Source organism: Bifidobacterium asteroides, assembly GCF_019469425.1.
Taxonomy (GTDB): domain Bacteria; phylum Actinomycetota; class Actinomycetes; order Actinomycetales; family Bifidobacteriaceae; genus Bombiscardovia; species Bombiscardovia asteroides_I.
On sequence record NZ_CP048272.1, the window covers coordinates 1605379 to 1627965 of the forward strand.

The following is a 22587-nucleotide window of genomic DNA, read 5'->3' on the forward strand; positions in this document are numbered from 1 at the left end:
TGCTGCGGTTGACCGCCATTCTGGTCGATCACCGCCCACCAGCATACTCCCCGAAGCCACCACCCAGGCTTATGCGCTTAGGATGGGCTCGGAAAGCGCCACGCGCCCGGACGACGGCAGGGAGGAAAAGACATGCTGCTGGCCATCGACATCGGCAACACCAACATCGAGGTCGGATTCATGGAGGGCGGCCAGGTCGCCGCCTCCTACAGGCTGACCACAAGAATTGACCACACAGCCGATGAGTTCGGGCTTCTGCTGGGGCAGCTCATGGCCTTGGCCGGCTACAAGACTGCGGATGTGCAGGACGCCATTATTTCTTCAGTGGCTCCTGCGGTCATGCATGCCGTCAGATCCTGCCTGATCCGCTTCTTTTCCATTGACCCAATGGTGGTGGGCCCCGGGGTGAAGACGGGCATGAACATCCGTCTGGACGACCCGCGTTCCCTGGGCGCCGACTGCCTGGCTGACTGTGTGGGCGCCTTCCACCGCTACGGAGGGCCGGTATTGGTCATCGACTTCGGCACGGCCACCACCTTCAACTATGTGGATGAAAGGGGCGCCATTCGCTCGGGCCTGATCGTACCGGGCATCCGTTCCGGGGCCCAGGCCCTTGCCGGTCAGACCGCCCAGCTGCCCCAGGTGGAGATCACCCGCCCTCAGACCATCATGGCCACGGACACCAGGACGGCCATGCAGGCCGGGCTCTACTACAACTTCCTTGGCGGTCTGGAGCGGATCATCCGCCAGTACCGCAGCGAGATAGGCCGGGACTTCCATGTGGTGGCCACGGGCGGCATGGGTCGTACCTTCTCAGAGGACACTGACCTGATCGAGGTCTACGATCCCGAGCTGATCTTCGCCGGCATGTACAGGATTCACCAGCTCAATGCCGATGGCCGACTACACGCTGCACAAGCGCGCCATTGACCTGCAGACTGGCCTGCTTGCCATCCCCGGCGATGCTGGTCAGCGAGCCCACTAGAACCTGGCCTTCCAGCTGAACCCGCACCGGATGCCTGGTCCGATTGAACAGAAAGACGAAGCGCGTCCGATCATCCCTGCTGACTCGCTCAATTCTCAACAGATCGGCATCGCCTTGGGCTGACCTCATGTCAGCGACATCCAAGGCCTTCAACAGGGCAGGAAGGACCTTGGCCAGATTCTGGGCGTCCAGACGGCAGCCCAGGTAGGCGGCCTTGCCATGACCCCAGTCATGGACGGTCATGGCCGGCATGCCATCCAACCCCGTCCAGGGATCTGCCCGGTAGCTTGCCAGGACCTTGGTGCCCTTGTCCAGGCTGCCGATGACATCGGCCCAGTCGTATGCGGTAACCCCGTCGGTCAGGTCCAGACGGTCCATCAGACCTGACGTGCCGGGAGCCATGGGCGCGAATTCCTCGACCGACAGACCCAACAGGTCCCGAAGCGGCCCCGGGTACCCGCCGGTCCAGACGCGGTCCTGCCCATCAGCGATACCGCTGCCCCATGTAACGATCAGCCGCCCTCCACTACGTACGTACTTGTGCAGCCGTTTGGAAAGATCGGCGTCAATCAGATAGAGGGCTGGCAGGACCACGAGCGGATACTCCTCCCAGGTGGCCCTGACCGGCAGGACATCAGGCCGGATGGCGTTGTCCAGGAACGCCCTGTACCAGACCGGAGGCTCCTGGCCATGCTCGACCCGGTCGCTGGGGGATGCCGCATGGGAGCTGGCCCATTGGCTTGCGTAGTCGAAGACCAGGGCCACCGGGGCCTTGACCAGCCTGCTGCCGACCAGACCGGCCTGCGAGAGCCCCTGCAGATCCCCTCCCAGCTGGCAGACGTCGCGGAAGACAGCCGTGCCCTCGCCTGCATGAGGCAACATGGCCGAGTGGAACTTTTCCGCACCGACCCGGGACTGCCTCCACTGGAAGTAGCAGATGGCATCAGCACCGAGTGCCAGGTGAGCCAAGGAGTCACGCTCCAGTTGTCCGGGCTCCTTGCGGGGGTTGACCGGCCGCCAGTTGACCGCCGATGTGGACTGCTCCATAAGCCACCAGGGACGTCGGCGGGCGATGGCATCCACCAGGCTGGAGGAGTAGGCCAGCTCCTCCAGATGATCCCTGCCCGGCATCGCATAGTGATCGTTGGACACAAAGTCCACCTGGCCGCCCCAGTCATCGTAGTCCAGAGCGAATCCGCCGGCGCTGACCATGAAGTTGGTAGTCAGAGGAATGTCCGGGGTGATCTCAGCCAAGGTGTCACGCTCGGCCATGTAGAAATCCTTGAGAGCATCGGAGCTGAAGCGCTCGAAGTCCAGCATGCGTCCCGGATTCTGGAAATTCCCCTGGCCGATGAAACGCGGCGGCAGAATCTGCGAGAAGTCGCTCAGCCTCTGTGACCAGAAATCCGTGCCCCAGGCGCGGTTGACGGCCTCAATGTCCTTGTAACGGCTACGGCACCAACGCTGGAAGGCCCGCATGGCATCGTCGGAATAGTCGAAGCGATTATGGCAGCCATACTCATTGCCCACATGCCAGGCCACCAGAAAGGGGTTGTCCCGATAGTGCTCGGCCATGGCTCGGCAGAGTTTCAAGGCGTAGGAACGGAAGACCGGCGAGGTAGGCCGCCAGTGCTGCCGAGCTCCAGGCCAAACCGTGTCGCCACGCTCGTCCCTGAGCAGAACCTCAGGATGGGCCTGGGTCAGCCACAGCGGCGGCGAAGCCGTGGCCGAGGCCAAGTTGACTCCGATGCCGGCCCGACCAAGCTTGTCAATGATCCGGTCCAGCCAGTCAAAGTCGAACACACCCTGGGTGGGCTCTATACGCGACCAGGAGAAGACCGCCAAGGCCACCACGTTGACCCCTGCCTTGGTCATCAGCCTAATGTCCTCATCCCATATATCCTCGGGCCACTGGTCGGGGTTGTAGTCGCATCCGTACCAGAGGGACTGCTGACCCTTGAGATGCTTGGGCCATCGATAGGCCCGCCTTGTCGGTTTGCTCATGGGTAGAACCTCCTGGTCCGTCTCGATTCTCGGACGGGGATGCCTGCCGCGTCCACGTCGTCCCGCGGCTCCGGGATCCCCTGACCATTATGTCCCACTAGGCTGACTGTTCTGACTCCTCATCAAGCATCCAAAGGAATAGAAGAGTTGAAAGCGCGATTAACCCCGGTGAAGGGGTCCGTGAATTCCAGGCGACGGGCCACCAATTGCAATGGTCTGGAGAAGTCGTCATAGGCCCGGGTCTGGATTCTGGGGTAGAGATCGTCACCCACTATAGGCAGCCCCAGAGCATTCATGTGCACACGAAGCTGGTGGGTCTTGCCGGTTTCCGGGTAGAGGGTGTAGGTGGCCAAACATCCATGGCCCGCTGTCAGCTCGACCCGAGTAACGGCATTGACAGGCCCGCGCTCCTCCCAGGCCTGGAGAACCCCACGGCGCTTGATCACCCTGGAGCGGCGCTCTAGCGGAAAAATACAGGGTGGATTCAGGTATCGCACGGTACCAGTCTGCGGACGCGCTATAGGTCGTACCTGTGCCAGGCACTGGTAGACCTTGTGCACGCGATGCTTCTGGAAGAGCATCTGATAGGCCCGCCTGGCAGCAGGATCGCGTACCAGGACCAGCACGCCCGCAGTGGCCCTATCAAGCCTGTGGGCAGGGATGATGTCGGGCTCCCCGTAGAGTCGTCGCACTTTGATCAACACGGTGCCGGCATACCACATCCCCCTGGGCATGGTAGCCAGAAAGTGAGGCTTGTCGACCACGATGATGCGCCGGTCTTCATAGATGACTCTGGGTTCGAAGGGGATCTGCGGCTCCTCCAAGACCATCCTGTGCCCCCGCTGCCCGGACCCGACGACCACGGACAGCCTCTATTCCACCGTGACTGACTTGGCTAGATTGCGGGGCTTATCCACATCCAGACCCTTGAGTCGGGCCATGTCCAGGGCGAACAGTTGCAGGGGGACCACATCCACCAGGGGGCTGAGCAGGGTCGGACAGGGCGGCCGCCAAAAGACCACGTCAGCATAGCGGTCGGCATCCGGATCGCCCTCTTCGGCCACAACGATGGTGAAGGCACCCCGTGCCTTGACCTCCTCGATGGCCGAGATGACCTTGTCATGCAGCACATTGCGACCCCGGGCGCTGGGGACGATGACCACCACCGGCTCACCCGGCTCCACCAGGGCGATAGGCCCGTGCTTAAGCTCGCCGGCGGCAAACCCCTCGGTGAAGATGTAGGCGATTTCCTTGAGCTTGAGCGCCCCCTCCAGGGCCACCGGATAGCCCACATGCCGTCCCAAAAAGAGGAAGGAGCGAGCCTTGGACATGCGCTGAGCCGTCTGCCTGATGACCTCGGCCTGTCCGTCCAGCACTTTCTGGATCTTGGCTGGCATGGCCTTAAGATTGTCGATGGTCTGGTGAATCTCGTCTCGATACATGGTTCCCTTGACCTGGGCCAAGTAGAGCCCCAGCAAGTAGGCCGCCACGATCTGGGCCAGGAAGGCCTTGGTGGAGGCCACAGCCACTTCGGGGCCAGCGTGCGTGTAGAGCACGGCATCGGACTCCCTGGGGATGGTGGACCCCTGGGTGTTGCAAATGGCCAGAACCCGTGAACCCTGCTCCCGTGCATGCCGAAGCGCCATCAGCGTGTCCATGGTCTCCCCGGACTGTGAAATGGCCACGACCAGGGTGCGCGGGGTCAGAATGGGATCACGGTAGCGGAACTCATGGGCCAGCTCTACCTCCACCGGAATGCGGACCCAGTGCTCGATGGCATACTTGGCCACCAGTCCAGCATAGGAGGCCGTCCCGCAGGCCACGACGATGATCTTGTCGATCTGGCGGAAAACCTCCTCATCGATGTGGACCTCGTCCAAATCCAGGCCGCCCGACTCGTCGTACCGGCCCAGCAGAGTGTTGGAGACCGCTGCAGGGTCCTCGTGGATCTCCTTGTCCATGAAGGAATCCCATCCGCCCTTTTCGGCGGCTGAGGCATCCCAGTCGATGGTGTAACGGCGGGGATGCTCCACCGGGTGCCCTTGGAAGTCGGTGACCTTGACCTGGTCGGCGCTGATGCAGACGGCCTGATCCTGACCCAGCTCCATGGCCTGGCGGGTATAGGCCACAAAGGCGGCCACATCGGAGCCCAGGTAATTCTCTCCGTCTCCCAGACCGACCACCAGCGGCGAATCGTGCCGGATGCCCACCACCAGATCGGGCTGCCTTGAATCCACTGCCAAAATGGTGAAGGCTCCCTTGAGCATGCGGGCCAGCCGCCTGATGGCCTCGAAGATATCGGGCTGGCCGGTGGCATCGATAATCTCCTGGGCAATCTTGCCCAGGAGCTTGGCCGCTACCTCGGTGTCCGTGGAGGATACGAAGGTGTATCCCTCGGTCTCCAGGTCCAGCCGCAGCCTTGAGGCGTTCTCGATGATCCCGTTGTGAATCAGCGCGACCTTGCCGTCACGGCTGATGTGGGGATGGGCGTTGACATCGGTAGGTTCGCCATTGGTGGCCCAACGGGTGTGGCCGATGCCCACAGTGGCCTCAGGCATGGGCTTGGCCTTCAAATCGGCGACCAGATTACCCAAGCGCCCGGCCTTCTTGCGCACGGCTACCTGCGTCATCCGCGGGGCAGCCAGGGCTACTCCGGCCGAGTCATAACCTCGGTACTCCAAGCGTTCCAGACCCTTGAGACAGACCTCCAAGGGCCTGCCGCAGGCCGTCCGTACTGATCCCGCATAACCGACGATTCCACACATGGGCCCCAGTCTAGCCACGGGAGTTCAGCCGCCGCGCGCCCGGAAAGCTTCTTGCCGGAATTTCTACAACCCGGCAGAGCCCGAGCCTAAAGCACGGTATGCAGGAATTCGGCGAACCTCTCCGTGCGTGGATGGTCGATGATGTCAGGGCCTCCCTGCTCCACCACGACTCCCTGGTCCATGAAGACGATCTGCTCGGCGACCTCGCGGGCGAAGCCCATCTCATGGGTGACCACCACCATGGTCATGCCCTGTTGGGCAACCTGCCTCATGACTCCTAAAACATCTCCCACCAGCTCCGGATCCAGGGCTGAGGTGGGCTCGTCGAAGAGCATGATGTCAGGATGCATGGCCAGGGCTCTCGCGATGGCCACACGCTGCTGCTGGCCACCGGAGAGCTGGGCGGGATAGTAGTCCATCCTGTCCTCAAGCCCTACACGTTCCAGCTGGGCCTGAGCCTCTTGGCGGGCATTGGCCTTGGGAACCCGGCCCACATGGACCGGCGCCTCCATGACGTTCTCCAAGGCTGTCATATGGGGAAAGAGATTGAAGCGCTGAAAGACCATGCCAATCTTGGAACGCTGTCTGGCAATGGCCTTGTCATCCAAGGTCTGCAGCACAGGGCCCTTGCCGGTATCGATCTTCCGGTATCCAGTCAGCTCGCCGTCCACATAGATTTCTCCAGCTGTGCGGGTCTCCAGCTGGTTGATCAGCCGCAGCAGTGTTGACTTGCCTGAGCCGGAAGGCCCCAGGACGGCCGTTACCGTGCCGGGCATGACCTCCAGGTTGATTCCCCGCAGCACATGCTGATCGCCGAATACCTTGTGCACATTCCTGATGACGATGGCCGGATCCTCGCCGCCTTGACCATCTTTCTTGGTCTGCCTGTCCTCGCCCATGATTCTCCTCCTGCACTCAGGCGTTCAGCCCGGCCATCATGACCTTGTTGACCTTGTCAGTCTCCTGACGGGTCTGAAGGTCCTTGCCATCCTTGCCGTCCTTGGTCCCCGACCCGGCCAGGGGCCGCGAATCGAAGCCCTTGCCGTAGTGCTTCTCCAGCTGGGCCTGGATGACCATCAGGACGGAGGTGATGACCAGGTACCAGATGCAGGCCACGATCAGGAGCGGGATGGTCTTGTAGATGCGGTTGGCGATGGCGTTGGTGGCGAACTGGAGCTCCAAGGTGAAAGGCACGGCAAGAGCCAGAGATGTTGTCTTGAGCATGCCGATAGTCTCATTGCCGGTAGGCGGCACGATGATGCGCATGGCCTGAGGCAGCACGATCCGCCGCATGATCATGGAGGGTGGCATGCCCAGGGCCTTGGCGGCCTCCTCCTGGCCTGGGTCCACAGCCTCGATGCCGGCACGGACGATTTCAGAAAGGTAGGCAGCCTCGTTAAGTCCCAGGCCCAGAACCGTGGCCACGGTGGCATTGAGCACAGTCTTGGTGTCGACGCTCCAGAACTCGGGCCCGAAGGGGATGCCGATGGCCAGCTTTGGTATCAGCACGGAAAGCAGGCCCCAGAAGACCAGCTGTGTATATACAGGAGTGCCGCGGAAGAACCAGATGAAGAACCAGCTGACCCACCGCAGGACCGGATTTGAAGACTTGCGCATGACAGCCAGGATGATGGCCAGGATTGTGGCCAGGACCATGGCGTAGACGGTCAGCAAGAGGGTCCACTTGATGCCGTCCAGGACGTGCTCATTGAAGAGGTACTTCCAGACAGTGGGCCAATCAAAGTTGGGGTTGGTCACCATGCCGTGAATCAGCATGGCCACGAAGATGGCCACGATGACGGCAGCCACAATCGGCCCCGGCTTGCGCACCGGCCTGGCATGTATTCTGCCGGGGATCTGAATCTGGTCCGTCCCCTTCTTGGTATGCATCTCCTGCTTCCTTCCACAACGCTGTACTGTTCAGGCCTGATCTATTGGCCGAACCGCCCGCTTAGGCGCGGGTCGCCCGATATGACACGACCCGCGCCCGGCCTTGCTCAGTCAGAGACCGCAGGGTTGATCTCAGCCTTTTCGACCGCACCGCTCTGGACGCCCCAGTTCTTGAGAATCTTGGCGTAGACGCCGTCGTCAATCAGCTTCTGAAGAGCCGCCTGCGTGGCCTCGGCCATGCCGCTGCCCTTCTTGAGAGCGGCACCTTGCAGGACGATATCAGCATCCTTGCCGAGCTTCTCCAGCCGTCCATCGGTCTGCTTTATGGCATACCCGGTCACTTGGGAGTCTGCGTAGAGGACGTCGATCTTGCCGTTGACCACTGCCGTGGCAGCGTCGGTCTGCTGCTTGTAGGACTGCACATCCACCGGCTTCTTGCCCTTGGCCTTGCACTCGGCCGAGATCTTGTCGGCTGCCTGCTGCTCTTCGATGGTCCCGGTCTGCACGCCGACCTTGACGCCGCAGATGTCGTCAGGATTGATCCTGGAGGGGTTGCCCTTCTTGACGGCAAAGGCCGTGCCCGCCTTGAAAGTGGTGACGAAGTCTACCGACTGCATCCGCTCTTTGGTGATGGTGAAGCTGGAGATGCCCGCGTCATACTTGTTGCCGATGGCCGGAATGATGGCGTCGAAGGAGGCGCTGACCATCTCCCCATCGAGCCCCATGACCTTGGCAATCGCGTTCGACAGGTCCACATCATAGCCAATGGGAGTCTTTCCATCCTCATTCATGAACTCGCCAGGCGCATATGAGGTCTCCATACCCACGGTCAGCTTGCCGTCCTTGGAAACCGACTCGGGCACCTTGGCCGCGATGGCCGGATCCTTCTTGATTCCGCTGACGTCAAAAGCCGCTGGATGGGAGCTGGTGGTGGCCTTGCCCGAAGCGCTGCTGGTGTCCGCCTCGTCGGTGGTTCCACAGGCTCCGATGGAGGCCAGCAGGGTGATACTCAGAGCCGCCGCCAACACCGCCTTGATCTTGCCCATGTCTTCTCCTCTTCCGGACCGCCCCGAAGCGACCCCTCATTGCTCCTGATTGACATGCACTATTATGCACACATTTGTATTTTTATGCATGCAGATGAAGGTTAAAGGTAGCCTACAGACTGCTTACCCGGGTATTTTTTGGCTCAATAGCAGGCCAAAGGCGCTATTGAACACTGCTGATTGCCCTCAGCTCCGGGCGTGTCGATCCTGCATAGAGCATGAAGACTTCAACAGGCGGTTGTCGGCTTGTAGGAGAATTAGAAACATATCTGAGAGTTCAGCCACGCCGGTTGCGGTAGCGCATAGCCCTTTGGGCCTCGCGGCGGTCCTGCTCCTCCCGTAGAGACTGGCGCTTGTCATACTCGCGCTTTCCTCGGGCCACAGCAATCTCGACCTTGACCTTGCCGTCCTTGAAATAAAGACTCAAAGGAACGATGGTATAGCCCTTGGCCTGAATCCGCCGCTCCAAGCGAAGGATCTGCTGGGCGTGGAGGAGCAGCTTGCGCTTACGCTTGGGGGCATGGTTGTTCCAGGTGCCATTGAGGTATTCAGGGATATTGGCGTTCTCCAGCCAGACCTCGTGCCGCCGGTCAATGCTGACGAATGACTCCGCTAGGGAGGCACGCCCCTCGCGCAGAGACTTGACCTCAGTCCCGGTCAGCGCGATGCCGGCCTCGTACCGATCCTCAATCTGGTAATCATGACGGGCCCTGCGGTTCTGGGCGATCATCGACGTGCCGGTTTCCTTAGCCATATTATCCTCCTCCTGATCGCGCCAAGGAGGCTATCTGGCACTCCGGACAGCGATAATACCGTTCCAAGCGGCGAACCCGGCCCACACAAGCATCAGTAATGGATGTATTGGTAGTTGCCGGCCCCATAGACCGTTTCATAGGTAGGGAAGGAGGCGAAGCCGGTGCCCCCTTCGGAGATGAGCACCGATCCATCCGAATTGACCCGCTCGACCACAGCCACGTGGCCATAGCTCCAGTTGGCGTTCCAATGAGTGACCCGCTGGCCACGGGCGAAGACCATGACCGCACCGACATGAGGGGTGTTGTTGACTAAATAGCCCAGGCTACGTGCCGTGCCTGCCCAATCAGCACCATTGCCCATATAAGAGCCCACAGGCAGAGCCAGCTGCGAACGGCGTATATAGGCCCAAAGCGTGCACTGCCGCGCAGGGTAAGCGCTGCCGCCCACTGAGTTGCCAGTCTTATGGCCATAGCAGAATCCAGAACCTGAGGGGCAACTGCCTGGTACTGCATAATTCATGCCGGAGGCGCCGCCACCTCCGTTGCCTCTACCATTATTACCACCGCCGCCATTGTTGCTGGGCGGGGTGGGCCGTGGAGCCGGTGACGGCCGGAAGCCACCACCGCCATTGCTGATCTGCTGGGCTCCTCCGGCATGCGGGTCGGCGCTGCCGCCCGGATTGCCTTTGTTCAGAGAGTCGATCATGGATTCGGTAGCCACGATATCTGCGGCTTCACGGGCCGACTGTGTGGTCAGGGCAGCCTTTTGACTTTCCAGCTGCTTGCGGGCTGCGGTCCCCTGGTCACGCAGGGCCTGCAGGTGGTCCTGCTTGGCCTGAGCCGCCGCTACAGCCTGCTGGGCTACCGCCTGCTGCTGATCAGCCTTGGCCTTCAGCGTGCTGATCTGCTCCTCGATGGCCTCCAGACGCTGCTTCCGGTTCATGGAGGAGTTGAGGGTGTTGGCTGCATCGTTGGCCGTATTTGCTTCGGACCTGGTTACAGCCGCATCGGACTGCATCTTGTCCACGAAGTCCTGAGTGCTTGAAGACTTGGTCACCACGTCCATGATCTGAGAAGTCTCAGACCCGTGAAAGCTCTTTCTGGCCATCTGAGCCACGCCAGCCTTGGCATCGTCATAATCGAGGCCGGTCTGACGTATCTTGGCCTCCAGGTCGGCACGATCCATGCGGGCAGCCTCCAGGCGGTCATTGGTGGCCTGTACCAGGCCATCGGCCTGCTCGGCCTGCTCCTGGGCATCGATGGCACTCTGCTGTGCAGCCGGAATCTGATTGGAAGTCAGATCATCCAGGCTCAATATCTGGTTGGCAAGCTGTGCACTGACACCAGCCAGCTTGCTCTTCAGGGCCGCGTGGCTCTGGACTTTCTGTTGGTAGCTGCTCCAGTCGGCACGCGCCGGTTCAGGCGCTACGGACAGTCCGAGGATTCCGCCGCCCAGCATCATGGCCAACGATCCGACGAGGCCGCAGATGGCCTCCCACCGTTTGGTACGATTCATGGTCAAATCCCTCACTATCAATATCCATGCTAGTCATCATTATGACAGAGATTGCGCCCCCGATCGGTTAGCCAGTCGCTGCAAATCAGGTCCGCAAATAACGCCGCAGGGAGATGGAAGACGCCAGCGCGGACAAGAGCATGGCCCCCAGAATCAAGGCTGGAGCCATGAGCAGAACCGTGGACTGGTCCACGTAGGGCATCCACTGGACCGTGCGAGCCAGCCAGTCGGTAATGAAGAGTTTGACGATAGCGCTCAGGGCTCCGACAGCCAGAAGCGAACCCAGCAGGGAGGCCACCACGCCCTCCAGAATGAACGGCAGCCGAATGGTCCAATTAGAGGCTCCCACCAGTCTCATGATCTCCGTCTCGTTTCGACGGGAAGCGGCGCTCATTCTGATGGTGGTGCCGGTCAGCAGAATGGCCACAATGACCATGACCACGGCCAGGACCAGAGTGACCGCCGTGGCTCTGTTGAGGATCTTGAAGACCGGGTCGAATATCTGACGCTGGTCGGAGACCTCCTCCACCCCATCACGCCCGGACAGCACCTCTGAGACCACCTGGTACTTGGTGGGATCCTTGAGCTTGAGCCGCAGGGAAGCCTGCATGTCCGCTGCGGTCATGGTCCTTCCCTCGTAGGTGCCGTCAGGGTACTGCTTGAGGAAGGTGTTCTTGAAGAAGTCTTCGCGGCTCTGGTAGGTGATCTTGGCCACGGAGTCATGCAGCTCGGTGTTAATAGTGTTCTCCAGCTTGACGATTTCGTCATTGGTGGGCGCCTTGCCGGTAGCGCATGAGGCCGCCTGACTAGTGCCGTCCGGGCAGAGCCAGACCACCACCTCCACCTGGTCGTACCAGTCCCCCTTGGCCTTGCTGATCTGAGCCTGCATGAGGCCCGAGGCGCCTATGAACAGGAAGGAGATGAAGGTGACCAGCATGACCGAGAGGATCATGGACCCATTGCGGCGCAGATTGTCCCAAGTGCTGGAAAGGATGAACCGCAGTCTCATCGTGCCGCCTTCTTCTCGTCATCATGCTCATCCCGAGCCTGTGTGTCGTTCTTTCCTTGCGACTTCCTGGTCGTCTTGGGCGCTTCCGGTGGAGCAGGAGGGGCCGGCGGAGCCCCCATAGACTCGCCATCGCGATGGTTGTCGCTCATTGAGACCTTTTCATTGGCCCTGGAGTTGTCGGAGAACTGCTTTGAGGATTGCGCGACGTCCCGCTTCTTCTGGCCTGCAGACCGACTGGCTTCGCCGGTCGGTTCTCCTGGGCTGGAGTCATCGGACCCCGAAGGCTGATCGGACCCCTTGAGGCGCTGTTCAGGGTCAGAAGCCTTTGCTGAGGAGTTCTTCATCGATCGGCGGTCTTTGGCCTTGCCACCTTTCTTGGGCGCTTTTTGACCACGATCACGATTGCGATCCTCATGCGCATGACCCTTGCGGTCACTGCCAGGTTTCCTGTCCTGCCTTCGACTGCCTGAATCTTCAGCTTGCCGATCCTGGGACCTGCTTTCAGCAGTTGCTTTGGGCCGAGCAGCATTCGAACCGGGGGTGGCCTCCCGAGATTTTCGGGAGGCTGTACGTTCTGCCAGGCCGTGGTCGGCGGATTCATCGCGATCAGTTCCTGCCTTGTCGCGGTCTCTGTCGCTGGAACCGGTACTCGGCTGACCTGATCGATCCTGGCTGCCCTGAGCCACAGGCCTGCGGAACCGCTCGTCCGGGTCAGAGTCAGTCTTCCGATCGGACTGCCCTGCAGCCGCGTCTTCGTGCTGATTGGAATCTTCCTGTGCGGACTCAAGGCTGCCCAGACCCTTGCCCCAGGTCAGGGTCTCCTCCACTGGGGTGAAGACCTGTCCATAACGTCCGGTTCTCCCCGAATGCATGGACTTGGCCAGCCGTGCGATTCCCTCATCGCCGTACTGGCCCTGGTTGACGGCCTGTGCAACCGCCTGGACCACCTGCTTGGCCCCCTTGGTTCCATCCGCGATGGGCTCGGTAACCGAACCGCTCCCATCCTGCACGACAACCTGAACCGGTCGGCGCCCACCAACTCCAGACTCGTGTGCACGGTCCAGAGCATCGCCGTCATTGGGATCCCCGATGGCGTGATGAGAACGCGCCGCAACCTCGGCGTCCGGGAAGAAGCGTGAAGAATCATAGGAGCCGTGGGCCTCGTCACGCATGATCCGACCTGTATGCAGCTCCACCACCCGCTTGCGCATGGAGTTGACAATCTCCTCGTTGTGGGTGGCCATGACCACTGTGGTGCCAGTCCTGTTGATGGCATCCAGGACCTCCATGATGCCCAGGGAGGTGGTGGGGTCAAGATTGCCTGTGGGCTCATCTGCCAGCAGAATTTCCGGATTGTTGACGTAGGCCCGGGCCAGAGCCACACGCTGGGCCTCGCCGCCGGAAAGCTCGTGGGGGTAGTTGTGCTCCTTGCCGGTCAGCCCCACAGTCTTGAGCACCTGAGGCACCAGGGTCTTGATGGTGGACCGACGCGCGCCGATGACCTCCAGCGTGAAGGCCACGTTCTGCCATACGGTCTTGTTGTTAAGTAGTTTGTAATCCTGGAATACGAAACCAATGGAACGCCTATATCCGGGGATCTCGCGGTTGCGCAGACGTCGCAGGTCGTTGCCGGCCACCCGGATCTCCCCCTCGGTGGCCTCCTCTTCGCGCAAGAGCAGGCGCAGCAGAGTGGTCTTGCCCGACCCGCTGGCGCCCACCAGAAAGACGAAATCCCCGCGATTGACGTCCAGGCTGATGTTATCCAAGGCTGGGCGGGACCCCTTGGGGTAAATCTTGGTCACGCCCTTGAGCGAAATCAACGCCATTTACACTCCGTTCCTCGGTATTCCCATACAGAGGCTATCAAGAAGACCGACACTACTCACTCATGAAACACCGACCAAGCCGCGGCCGGACGAAGCTCTACTTGCTGGCTTCCTCCTCGCGGGCCTGGACCCGCTGCTGATGCCGCCAGCGAATGCCAGCCTCGATGAAGGCATCAATGTCGCCGTCGAAGACCCCCTGCGTATCAGAGGTCTCGTATCCGGTGCGCAGATCCTTGACCATCTGGTAGGGATGCAGCACGTAGGAACGCATCTGATCCCCCCAGCTGGCCTTGATGTCGCCGGCAAGCTCCTTTTTCTTCTTGGCCTCCTCTTCATGCCGCAGAACCAACAGCCGGGACTGCAGAACAGCCATGGCAGCCGCACGGTTCTGAATCTGGCTGCGCTCATCCTGCATGGTGACCACGATGTTTGTCGGCAGATGGGTAATGCGCACGGCCGAATAGGTGGTGTTGACACCCTGGCCGCCGGGGCCTGAGGAGCAGTAAGTGTCCACTCGGATGTCCGAGTCGGGGATGTCAATGTGGTCGGTTGGTTCCACTAGGGGAATGACTTCGACGGCAGCGAAAGAAGTCTGCCGCCTGCCCTGATTGTCAAAGGGCGAGATCCGCACCAGACGATGGGTGCCGCCCTCCACCGACAGACGGCCGTAAGCGTAGGGGGCGTCCACCTGGAAGGTGGCCGACTTGATGCCAGCCTCCTCCGCATAGGAGGTGTCCATGACCTTGGTTGAGAAGCCGTGCCGCTCAGCCCAACGCATGTACATGCGCAGTAGCATCTGCGCCCAGTCGGCCGCGTCCACACCGCCGGCGCCCGAGCGAATGGTGACCACGGCAGGGCGCTCGTCATACTCCCCGTCCAACAGGGTCTGAATCTCCATGTCAGCCAGGTCGGACCTCAAAGAGTCGATCTCCTTGCGGGCTTCCACCAGGGTGTCCTGATCATGCTCCTCCTGACCCAGCTCCTCCAGTGCCTGGACATCGTCCAGCCGGGAGGATGCGGACTCCAGATGCTTGAGCTGGGATTGCAGGGCCGAGAGCCTGCTGGTCACCTTCTGGGCGTTCTCCTGGTCATCCCAGAGTCCGGGCGCGCTGGCCTGACGCTCCAGATCAGCAATGCGCGAGCGCAAACCCTCCGGATCCAGCGCCTTGGAAATCATCTCGTACTTGGCCTTGGCCTGCTCCAATGCTTGAGCAAAATCCATCTCTGCCATACCGTCTCACCGCTTTCCAGACCGGCTCCACCGAGTCGGCCGCCGTCTTCATTCCCATTTGTCTCTTGCCTGTGGCGGCCGGATTCCCGCCGACCGGACGGACCGGGTCAAAGGCCGCTGAAGATGGCAGGGATGACAAGACTGGCCAGCAAAGCCACGGCAATGACCAGGCAGACCGCCCTGGCTGTATTGCGGCGCCGGCGCTCCCGACGCTCACGCTCATGACTGTAGGCACTCATAGTTGATAATTTTACCTATCGGTTGGGACCTGGCTGGCGACCGTCCAGACCTGGCTAGCGGACGGACCGCCTGTGTTTGAGCATCGACCGGTTTATCCTGTAAGACAGCTTGATGTCGACAGGACTGCACCATCTGAAGGAGGAACGATGAGCACAGCACGCACCGCATGGGGTTGGGGCCTGGCCAGCCTGGATGAGCAGGGCCGGACCCTGGATGTCTGGTACCCCAAGGCCGAGATCTCGACGCCGCCGACCCCGGCGAACCGCCCCAGCCACGACTTCGGTGACCAGGTCCACATCCAGCCCGACGTCCGTGGCATCCGAAGGGTGCCTATCTTCACCGTGGCCGATCTGAACGGCCCGGTAGCCGATGCCGCCGACGCCTATCTGCGACTCCATCTGCTCAGCATGCGTCTGACTCCGCCTAACAGCATGAACCTTGATGGAATCTTCGAACAACTGACCACAGTGGTCTGGACCAACTACGGACCCTTCGCTGTGGAGGACTTCGCCCTGCGCAGATCAGATGTCATGACTGCAGTCAGCCGGTCCATGCCGGGTATCCCGGTGACGCAGGTAACGGTGCTGAGCGTGGACAAGTTCCCCCGCATGGTGGACTACGTGGTTCCCCATGGAGTCCGCATCGGCAACGCCGACCGGATTCGGCTCGGAGCCCACCTTGCACCAGGAACGACGGTCATGCATGAAGGTTTCGTCAACTTCAACGCCGGAACCCTGGGCCATTCCATGGTCGAAGGCCGGATCTCCCAGGGTGTCGTGGTCGGCGACGGTTCGGACATCGGCGGCGGTGCCTCCATCATGGGCACCCTGTCAGGCGGAGGCCGCCATCGGGTCTCCATCGGCCAGCACTCATTGCTTGGAGCCAACGCCGGCATCGGCATCTCCCTGGGCGACGACTGCGTGGTCGAAGCCGGCCTCTATGTCACTGCCGGAACCAAGATCAGCCTGGGCGACCAGGTGGTCAAGGGGGCGGAGCTCAACGGACGGGATCATCTGCTCTTCATCCGCGATTCCCGCACCGGCCAGGTCAGGGCCCTGCCCCGCAAGAAGGGGATCGAGCTGAACGAACGGCTGCACGCCAACTGAGCCCAGGCGGCCATCGGGCTCAGCGCTGTTCCATGGGCAGGTAATCACGCGGGCCCTGACCGGTATAGACCTGCCTGGGACGACCGATTTTCGTGTCAGGATCGTCCATCATCTCGCGGTACTGGGCCATCCATCCGGGGATGCGCCCTAATGCGAAGAGTGTGGTGAACATCTCCGGGTCGAAGCCGATGGCACGGTAGATGAGCCCGGTGTAGAAGTCCACGTTGGGATAGAGGTGGCGCTCGACGAAGTAATCATCGTGCAGTGCCAGGTCCTCCAGCTCCAAGGCCACGTCGAAGAGTCCCGTATCCTCAGCATTTTCATCCTGATCGGGTTCATCCATGAGCTTGTAGAGCCACTGCTTGGCTATGGCCGCGCGCGGATCATAAGATTTATAGACCCGATGGCCCAGACCCGCGATTTTCCGACCCTCGCTCTTTGCCTGGTCCACATACCCCCGCACGCTCAGACCGGAATCCCGTATGCTCTTCAACTGGCGCAGCACCGCCTCGTTGGCCCCGCCGTGCAGGGGGCCTGACAGGGTATTGATGCCGGCGGCTACTGCCGAATACAGGTTGGCCTGGGCTGATCCGGCAATCCGGACCACCGAGGTGGAACAGTTCTGCTCATGGTCGGCATGGATGATCAGAAGCTTGTCCAGGGCCTGTACCTTGAGAGGGTCGGCCTGATAGGGCTGGTAGGGCACGGCGAAGCTCATCCGCAGGAAGTCCTCCACGTAGCCCCAGGTCCTGTCCGGGTAGAGCAGAGGCTGGTCGCGACGACGACGGTGGATCAGGGAGACGATGGTGCGCACCTTGGCCATGATGATGGCGCTGGCCTCATCCAGTTGGTCGGGATCGTCAACATCACAGGTATCCGGGTGGAAGCCAGCCAGAGCATTGACCGCCGCAGCCAGCACACTCATGGGATGAGCCTGGCGCGGGAAGGACGAGAACAGATGGCGGAAGTCCTCCCCTACGACCGTGTACCCCAGGACGTGGCTGCGGAACCGCTGGTACTGTTCGGCATCAGGCAATTCACCGTGGGACAGCAGCCAGGCCACTTCGAGGAAATTGGACTGGGCACATAGGTCCTCTATGGCATAGCCCCTGTAGCGCAATATGGACCGTTTGCCGTCAATGAAAGTGATTCCCGAGACGCACTGGGCTGTGGTCTGGAAGCCGGGATCCAGCGTGACCCAGCCGTCGTTGCGCAGGGAGGAGACCAGAATGCCGTCGGGCCCTTCAGTGGCGCGAACCAGGGGAAGATCAACCTGTTCGGAATCGATGGACAACCGTGCTGTAGACACCACGCACCTCCTGTCAATCAACCAGTGAGGTGCCAGTAGGGAGTCGACGGCCATGCCGGATCAGGCTACCGGCACCTGTACCGGCGTAGAATTGCCGACATGCTAGCAGAAACAACCATGACTTCGATTACCGGCTTGTAACCACAAGCGTGAATTGTCACCCCCCCCAGCCACAACGCGCAGGTCCAAGCCGGTGCCGTCTTCGCTCTAGCACCAGCTTGCGGGCACAAGGCCAGGAAAGGAAGGGCCGACATCAAACAGGACCGGTATCAAAGAGGGGCCCAGGAACATCCACATTGTGGACATTCCTGGGTCCCTTATAGCCCTAATTCGGCCTCGTGCAGTCCTCGACTCAGTCCCTGGTCGTCAGGATGACAGGCCCCTGCTCGGTGATGGCAATGGTGTGCTCGCTGTGGGCGCCGCGCGATCCGTCTGCAGAACGCAGGGTCCACCCGTCCTTGGGATCCTGGTAAATCTGATCAGTGGTCGCCAGGAACCAGGGCTCAATGGCGATGACCAGGCCCGGGCGCAGCTTGTAACCGTGATGAGGCGTACCGTCGTTGGGCACATGGGGATCGCCGTGCATAATCCGTCCTACGCCGTGTCCGCCGAACTCCAGGTTGACGCTGTATCCGTTTTCATGGGCAACCTGACCGACTGCGGCGGAGATGTCACCCAGGCGGTTGCCGGGCTGAGCCTGGGCGATGCCCGCCTTCAGGGCCTCTTCGGTGGTCCGAATCAGCCGCAGATCCTCTGGATCGGCATGCTCACCCACTACGAAGCTGATGGCCGAGTCGCCCACCCAGCCGTCGACGTTGATGGCCAGATCCAGGGAGAGCAGGTCGCCGTCCTTGAGGTTGTAATCATACGGCACCCCGTGCAGGACGGCATCGTTGACAGATAGGCAGATGTAGTGGGCGAAGGGGCCTGTGCCAAAATCAGGCGCGTAGTCCACATAGCAGGAGGTGGCTCCCCTGCGGGAGTTGATCCTGTCCTTGACGTAGTCGTCCAGCTCCAGCAGGTTAACCCCAGGTTTGCTCCTGGCTTTGAGCTCCTTGAGGATGCTGCCGACGAACCTGCCTGCCGGCTTCATCTGTTCGATCTCCTGCTTGGTTTTGAGCTCGATCATCCTCTGCGTCCTTTCAGAATTGGTGCCTGCGGGTGCCACCCCTCAGGGTCCTGCCCAAGTACTACCTCTCAGTATTATCGGGTCAGTCGGACGAGTCCGGCTCTCAGCTCCGGCCGAAAGTGAATGCCCTGATGATGGAGACGACTCCCAGCACCAGAAGAGCGCACCCGCTGAAAATAACCAGGAAGATGACGGAGCTCAGCGGGTAGATCATGACGATGATTCCGGCGATGATGGAGACGATGCCCGAGAAGATGGCCCATCCTGAATGCGGGAGTCCCCAGGAGGCGGCCAGACTCATCACGCCCTCCATGATCCAGCTGATGCCCACAATGATAGTGACCAGCAAAGTCAACGCTGAAGCGGACAAGGCCGTGTTCCTGACGATGACAATGCCGCCGACAGCGATTAGAGCGCCAAAGAGGACGCCTAGCACACGCCAACCGCCGGGAAGTCCCTTGGTCACGATGGAGGTGGCCAGACGGACCACGCCGGAGATGATGAAGTAGATGCCCAACACCACGGTCACGGCAATCAGGGTCTTGTCCGGCCTGAGCAGCAGGGCCAGGCCCAGGATGACGCCAATAACACCCATGACGCCCATTATGATGCGAATGGCCCGCAGGGTTCTGAATCCCAGATCCTCAGCGATCATGGAAAATGGATCCATCCGTGGCGAGCGCCCCTGGTAGCCGGGGTATTGCCCATACTGACCATAGTTATTCTGGTATTGGCCGTTATTCTGCGAAGAATCCTGACCACCGTACTGGTTGGGCTGACCGCCCTGCATGGGATCCGTCATACCGTCCTCTTTCACTCGCTCAGGGCGACCGAGCGGCCGTCCTGTTACCGTCTTCCAAGTTTAAATCACCAAGGGGGCAATCGCGGCTTTTCCTTCGACGGATGATTCACCAGTCCGCTGATTCCCCGCTACCTCAGGGCATGGCATGTCACCAAAGATGGCTAGGCTTGTGGCATGGCACAATCTACAGAACCCACGACCTCCTCCGGACTCGATCCGGCCTCTTTCTCTTCGGTCATTCGCCCCCAGGACGACCTGTTCCGCTTCGTCAACGGCCCCTGGATCGACACCTACAGCCTGCCCGAGGACCGCTCCCGGTTTGGCTCCTTCGACAAGCTTGCTGAGGATGCCGAGGCGCAGATCCATGAAATTCTTGAAGACCCTGAATCCCCGGCTGTCAAGTCAGCCCTGCTCTATCGCAGTTTCCTGGACACCGAGTCCATCGAAGCCGCGGGAATGGAACCCATCCGCCCCGACCTGCAGGCCATTGATGCCGTGCCTGACAAGAAGGCACTGACCAGCCTGCTGGGACGACTCAATCCCACTGGTGGCCCCGATCTTTTCGGCATTGCCATCTATGGTGATCCAGGCAAGGCCGGCATCAACGTGGCCCATATGGAGCAGGCTGGGCTAGGGCTTCCGGACGAGGCCTACTACCGGGAGAAGAGCTATGCCTCAGTCCGCCAGGCCTACACCGACATGGTCGCCTCCCTGCTCAGACTCTCCGGCTACGCCGACGACCAGGAGGATGCCCACAGGCAGGCGGAGTCCTTCCTCGAGATCGAGACGCGCATAGCGGCACGCCACTGGGACAACGTGTCCACCAGAGATGAGGATCGTACATATAACCCCACCACCTTGGCCGATCTGGAGTCAACACTCGCCGATTTCGATCTGCACACCTGGATCGAGTCCTGGCAGAAAGCATATGCAGCCAGCCCTGTCGCCAGTCTGCAACCAGTCGATCTGAGCACAGCTCTGTCCAGGACCATCGTGCACGAGCCCTCCTTCCTGCAGGGCTTGAATGAGCTCTGGAAGACCAGCGACCTGAAGGATCTCAAGCTCTGGGCCCGCGTGCACACTCTGATAGAGTGGGCAGGCCTGCTTAGCAGCGACTTCGATCAGGCCAGGTTCGACTTCTATGGCAAGGTCCTTTCAGGCACGACCAAGATGCGTGACCGCTGGAAGCGAGCCGTTTCCCTGGTCAACGGCATTTGCGGCGAGGAGGTCGGACGCGAATATGTGCGCCGGCACTTCCCTGCCTCCAGCAAAGCCCGCATGGAGGCACTGGTCTCGGACCTGATCGACGCCTACCGGGTCTCCATCACCTCCAGCGACTGGCTGGGCGAACAGACCAAGGTCAAGGCTCTGGCCAAGCTGGACAAATTCTCGCCCAAGATCGGCTACACCGAGCACTGGCGCGACTATACGGCGCTGGCAGTGGACGAAAAGCTGGGTCTGGTCGACAACGTGCGACGGGCCAACCTCTACGAGTCCGGCTACCAATTTGACAAGGCCGGTCAGCCTGTGGACAAAGAAGAGTGGCTGATGAACCCTCAGACGGTCAACGCCTACTACGAGCCCACCCTGAACGTGATCGTCTTCCCAGCAGCCATCCTGCAGCCGCCCTTCTTCGATCCTGAAGCCGATGACGCCGTCAACTACGGAGGCATCGGATCGGTCATCGGCCACGAGATCGGCCACGGATTCGACGACCAGGGCTCTAAGTACGACGGCGACGGACGTCTGCAAGACTGGTGGACCCCGCAGGACCGCGAAAACTTCGAGCAGCGGACCAAGGCACTCATTGAGCAGTACAACGGGTTTGTCCCCCAACAACTTGCCGAGAAGTACGCCGACAAGCCCGAGCAAGCACCTCATGTCAATGGAGCGCTGACCATTGGCGAGAACATCGGGGATCTGGGAGGCGTCAACATCGCCATCAAGGCCTATGCCCTCTCCTTGCAGAAAAAAGAGGAGGGCGCAGCCGGGACAGACGATACAGCCATGGACCAGGCACTGGCCTCGGCTCCAGTCATGGACGGCTACACTGGCCTGCAGCGGTTCTTTCTGTCCTATGCCTCCATCTGGAGGACCAAGAACAGAGATCAGCTGGCCGAACAGTATCTGCGGATCGATCCCCACTCTCCTGCTGAATTCCGCACCAACGGCATCGTCAGGAATGTAGATCGCTTCTATCAGGCCTTCGAGGTCACAGCCGACGACGGCATGTGGCTGGAACCCGAAGCACGGGTCAAGATCTGGTAAACCGGTTCGTTTGAGATCGTTGGTTGCCGGTTTTAATGAGCCTGCTGATTAAGGTGGGAGGGCGACGGGAATCAGTCGGCCTTCCACCGTCGTCTTGTTCTGCCGAAGCAACCGTTGCTCATGCATTGGAATCCTTCACCGATGTCCGCTCAGCCGCGGATGACGCAGATGGTGCAGAGGCGGATGCCGTTTCGGACGGTGAAGATGATAGCGGCGTGTTCCAAGGATCCGGACCGTCCGCCCCCTCATCAACAGGCACAGCACCCGATCGGATTCTGGTGAAGGTATCCTGTCCACGGGCCAGGTCGTGGCCGATGCCATCCGCCACCAAGACCAGGCTGCTATGTTGCTGACCTTCACTGGTCCACTCCTCCGTCACCAAGGATCCCGTCACCATGACCGGATCGCCCTTGTGCAGACAGGCCAGGGCATTGATCGCCAAAGTCCTGAAGGCCTTGACCGTCAGCCAGGTGGTGGATTTTCGTTTCCATACCCCGGCTGCTGCGTCGTAATAGGCCGGCGTAGAGCCCAGTCTGAAAGAACAGACCGGTGCGGTCCCCGGCTGTCCCAGACGCGCTGGCCGGGTCCCCATGAAGCCGAAGACGGTCGTTTTTATTTCGTTGATGGACATACCGGCACCTTTCTGTAGATGTTATGAGTACGACTCTGCAAATCTGCCGGCCGATTCCTGTTCGTGCGGCAGTGA

General features: G+C 60.8%; 18 protein-coding genes and 1 pseudogene. 3 read left to right on the forward strand and 16 right to left on the reverse strand.

Annotated features, from left to right (window positions below; all coding sequences use genetic code 11):
- The first annotated feature begins 132 nt into the window (after window positions 1-132).
- A complete protein-coding gene (locus tag GYM67_RS06595; protein WP_220236153.1) occupies window positions 133-930 on the forward strand; it encodes a type III pantothenate kinase in 798 nt (265 codons plus the stop codon).
- Here GYM67_RS06595 and GYM67_RS06600 read toward each other — a convergent pair.
- The 12 genes and pseudogenes from GYM67_RS06600 to GYM67_RS09295 all read right to left on the reverse strand — a co-directional run bounded on the left by GYM67_RS06600 (window position 887) and on the right by GYM67_RS09295 (window position 15266).
- Entirely contained in the window at window positions 887-2989 is a 2103-nt protein-coding gene (locus GYM67_RS06600) for a beta-galactosidase (RefSeq protein WP_220236154.1), read from the reverse strand. The genes GYM67_RS06595 and GYM67_RS06600 overlap by 44 nt on opposite strands.
- 122 nt (window positions 2990-3111) lie before the next feature.
- The gene (locus GYM67_RS06605; RefSeq protein WP_220236155.1) at window positions 3112-3819 is read right to left on the reverse strand and encodes a pseudouridine synthase; all 708 of its coding nucleotides are present in this window, start codon (window positions 3817-3819) and stop codon (window positions 3112-3114) included.
- Between the two features lie 42 nt (window positions 3820-3861).
- Complete coding sequence (gene glmS, locus GYM67_RS06610; protein WP_220236156.1) at window positions 3862-5754, reverse strand: glutamine--fructose-6-phosphate transaminase (isomerizing); 1893 nt, start codon at window positions 5752-5754, stop codon at window positions 3862-3864.
- An 86-nt stretch (window positions 5755-5840) separates the two neighbouring features.
- Entirely contained in the window at window positions 5841-6653 is an 813-nt protein-coding gene (locus tag GYM67_RS06615) for an amino acid ABC transporter ATP-binding protein (RefSeq protein WP_220236157.1), read from the reverse strand.
- A gap of 16 nt (window positions 6654-6669) precedes the next feature.
- Window positions 6670-7644: an amino acid ABC transporter permease gene (locus GYM67_RS06620; protein ID WP_220236158.1), complete on the reverse strand. Its 975-nt coding sequence runs from the start codon at window positions 7642-7644 to the stop codon at window positions 6670-6672.
- A 107-nt stretch (window positions 7645-7751) separates the two neighbouring features.
- Window positions 7752-8690: an ABC transporter substrate-binding protein gene (locus tag GYM67_RS06625; RefSeq protein WP_220236159.1), complete on the reverse strand. Its 939-nt coding sequence runs from the start codon at window positions 8688-8690 to the stop codon at window positions 7752-7754.
- Window positions 8691-8967: 277 nt separating this feature from the next.
- A complete protein-coding gene (smpB, locus tag GYM67_RS06630; RefSeq protein WP_220236160.1) occupies window positions 8968-9444 on the reverse strand; it encodes an SsrA-binding protein SmpB in 477 nt (158 codons plus the stop codon).
- Window positions 9445-9536: 92 nt separating this feature from the next.
- Window positions 9537-10961: a CHAP domain-containing protein gene (locus GYM67_RS06635; protein WP_220236161.1), complete on the reverse strand. Its 1425-nt coding sequence runs from the start codon at window positions 10959-10961 to the stop codon at window positions 9537-9539.
- 85 nt (window positions 10962-11046) lie between these two features.
- Window positions 11047-11970, reverse strand: a complete 924-nt coding sequence (gene ftsX / locus GYM67_RS06640) for a permease-like cell division protein FtsX (RefSeq protein ID WP_220236162.1) — start codon at window positions 11968-11970, stop codon at window positions 11047-11049.
- A 794-nt stretch (window positions 11971-12764) separates the two neighbouring features.
- Window positions 12765-13796: pseudogene (gene ftsE / locus GYM67_RS06645) on the reverse strand (cell division ATP-binding protein FtsE); the annotation flags it as partial.
- A gap of 97 nt (window positions 13797-13893) precedes the next feature.
- Window positions 13894-15027 (reverse strand): peptide chain release factor 2, encoded by a 1134-nt coding sequence (gene prfB / locus GYM67_RS06650; protein WP_220236163.1) that lies wholly within the window; start codon window positions 15025-15027, stop codon window positions 13894-13896.
- A gap of 107 nt (window positions 15028-15134) precedes the next feature.
- Window positions 15135-15266: a hypothetical protein gene (locus GYM67_RS09295; protein ID WP_255297770.1), complete on the reverse strand. Its 132-nt coding sequence runs from the start codon at window positions 15264-15266 to the stop codon at window positions 15135-15137.
- 147 nt (window positions 15267-15413) lie between these two features.
- On the opposite strand from GYM67_RS09295, the gene dapD reads away from it, so the two are divergent.
- Window positions 15414-16373, forward strand: coding sequence for a 2,3,4,5-tetrahydropyridine-2,6-dicarboxylate N-succinyltransferase (dapD, locus tag GYM67_RS06655; RefSeq protein ID WP_220236164.1), 960 nt, complete (start codon window positions 15414-15416; stop codon window positions 16371-16373).
- A 19-nt stretch (window positions 16374-16392) separates the two neighbouring features.
- On the opposite strand, the gene GYM67_RS06660 is transcribed toward dapD, so the two are convergent.
- From GYM67_RS06660 to GYM67_RS06670, 3 genes are all read right to left on the reverse strand, one after another.
- Window positions 16393-17682 (reverse strand): citrate synthase, encoded by a 1290-nt coding sequence (locus GYM67_RS06660; protein ID WP_220236165.1) that lies wholly within the window; start codon window positions 17680-17682, stop codon window positions 16393-16395.
- A 352-nt stretch (window positions 17683-18034) separates the two neighbouring features.
- Window positions 18035-18811: a type I methionyl aminopeptidase gene (gene map, locus GYM67_RS06665; RefSeq protein WP_220236166.1), complete on the reverse strand. Its 777-nt coding sequence runs from the start codon at window positions 18809-18811 to the stop codon at window positions 18035-18037.
- A 103-nt stretch (window positions 18812-18914) separates the two neighbouring features.
- A complete protein-coding gene (locus GYM67_RS06670; RefSeq protein WP_220236167.1) occupies window positions 18915-19613 on the reverse strand; it encodes an HdeD family acid-resistance protein in 699 nt (232 codons plus the stop codon).
- Window positions 19614-19787: 174 nt separating this feature from the next.
- Here GYM67_RS06670 and GYM67_RS06675 point away from each other — a divergent pair, with 174 nt between their 5' ends.
- Window positions 19788-21881, forward strand: a complete 2094-nt coding sequence (locus tag GYM67_RS06675; RefSeq protein ID WP_220236168.1) for a M13 family metallopeptidase — start codon at window positions 19788-19790, stop codon at window positions 21879-21881.
- Window positions 21882-21999: 118 nt separating this feature from the next.
- Here GYM67_RS06675 and GYM67_RS06680 read toward each other — a convergent pair whose 3' ends face one another.
- Window positions 22000-22512: a single-stranded DNA-binding protein gene (locus GYM67_RS06680; RefSeq protein ID WP_220236169.1), complete on the reverse strand. Its 513-nt coding sequence runs from the start codon at window positions 22510-22512 to the stop codon at window positions 22000-22002.
- Window positions 22513-22587 lie beyond the last annotated feature (75 nt).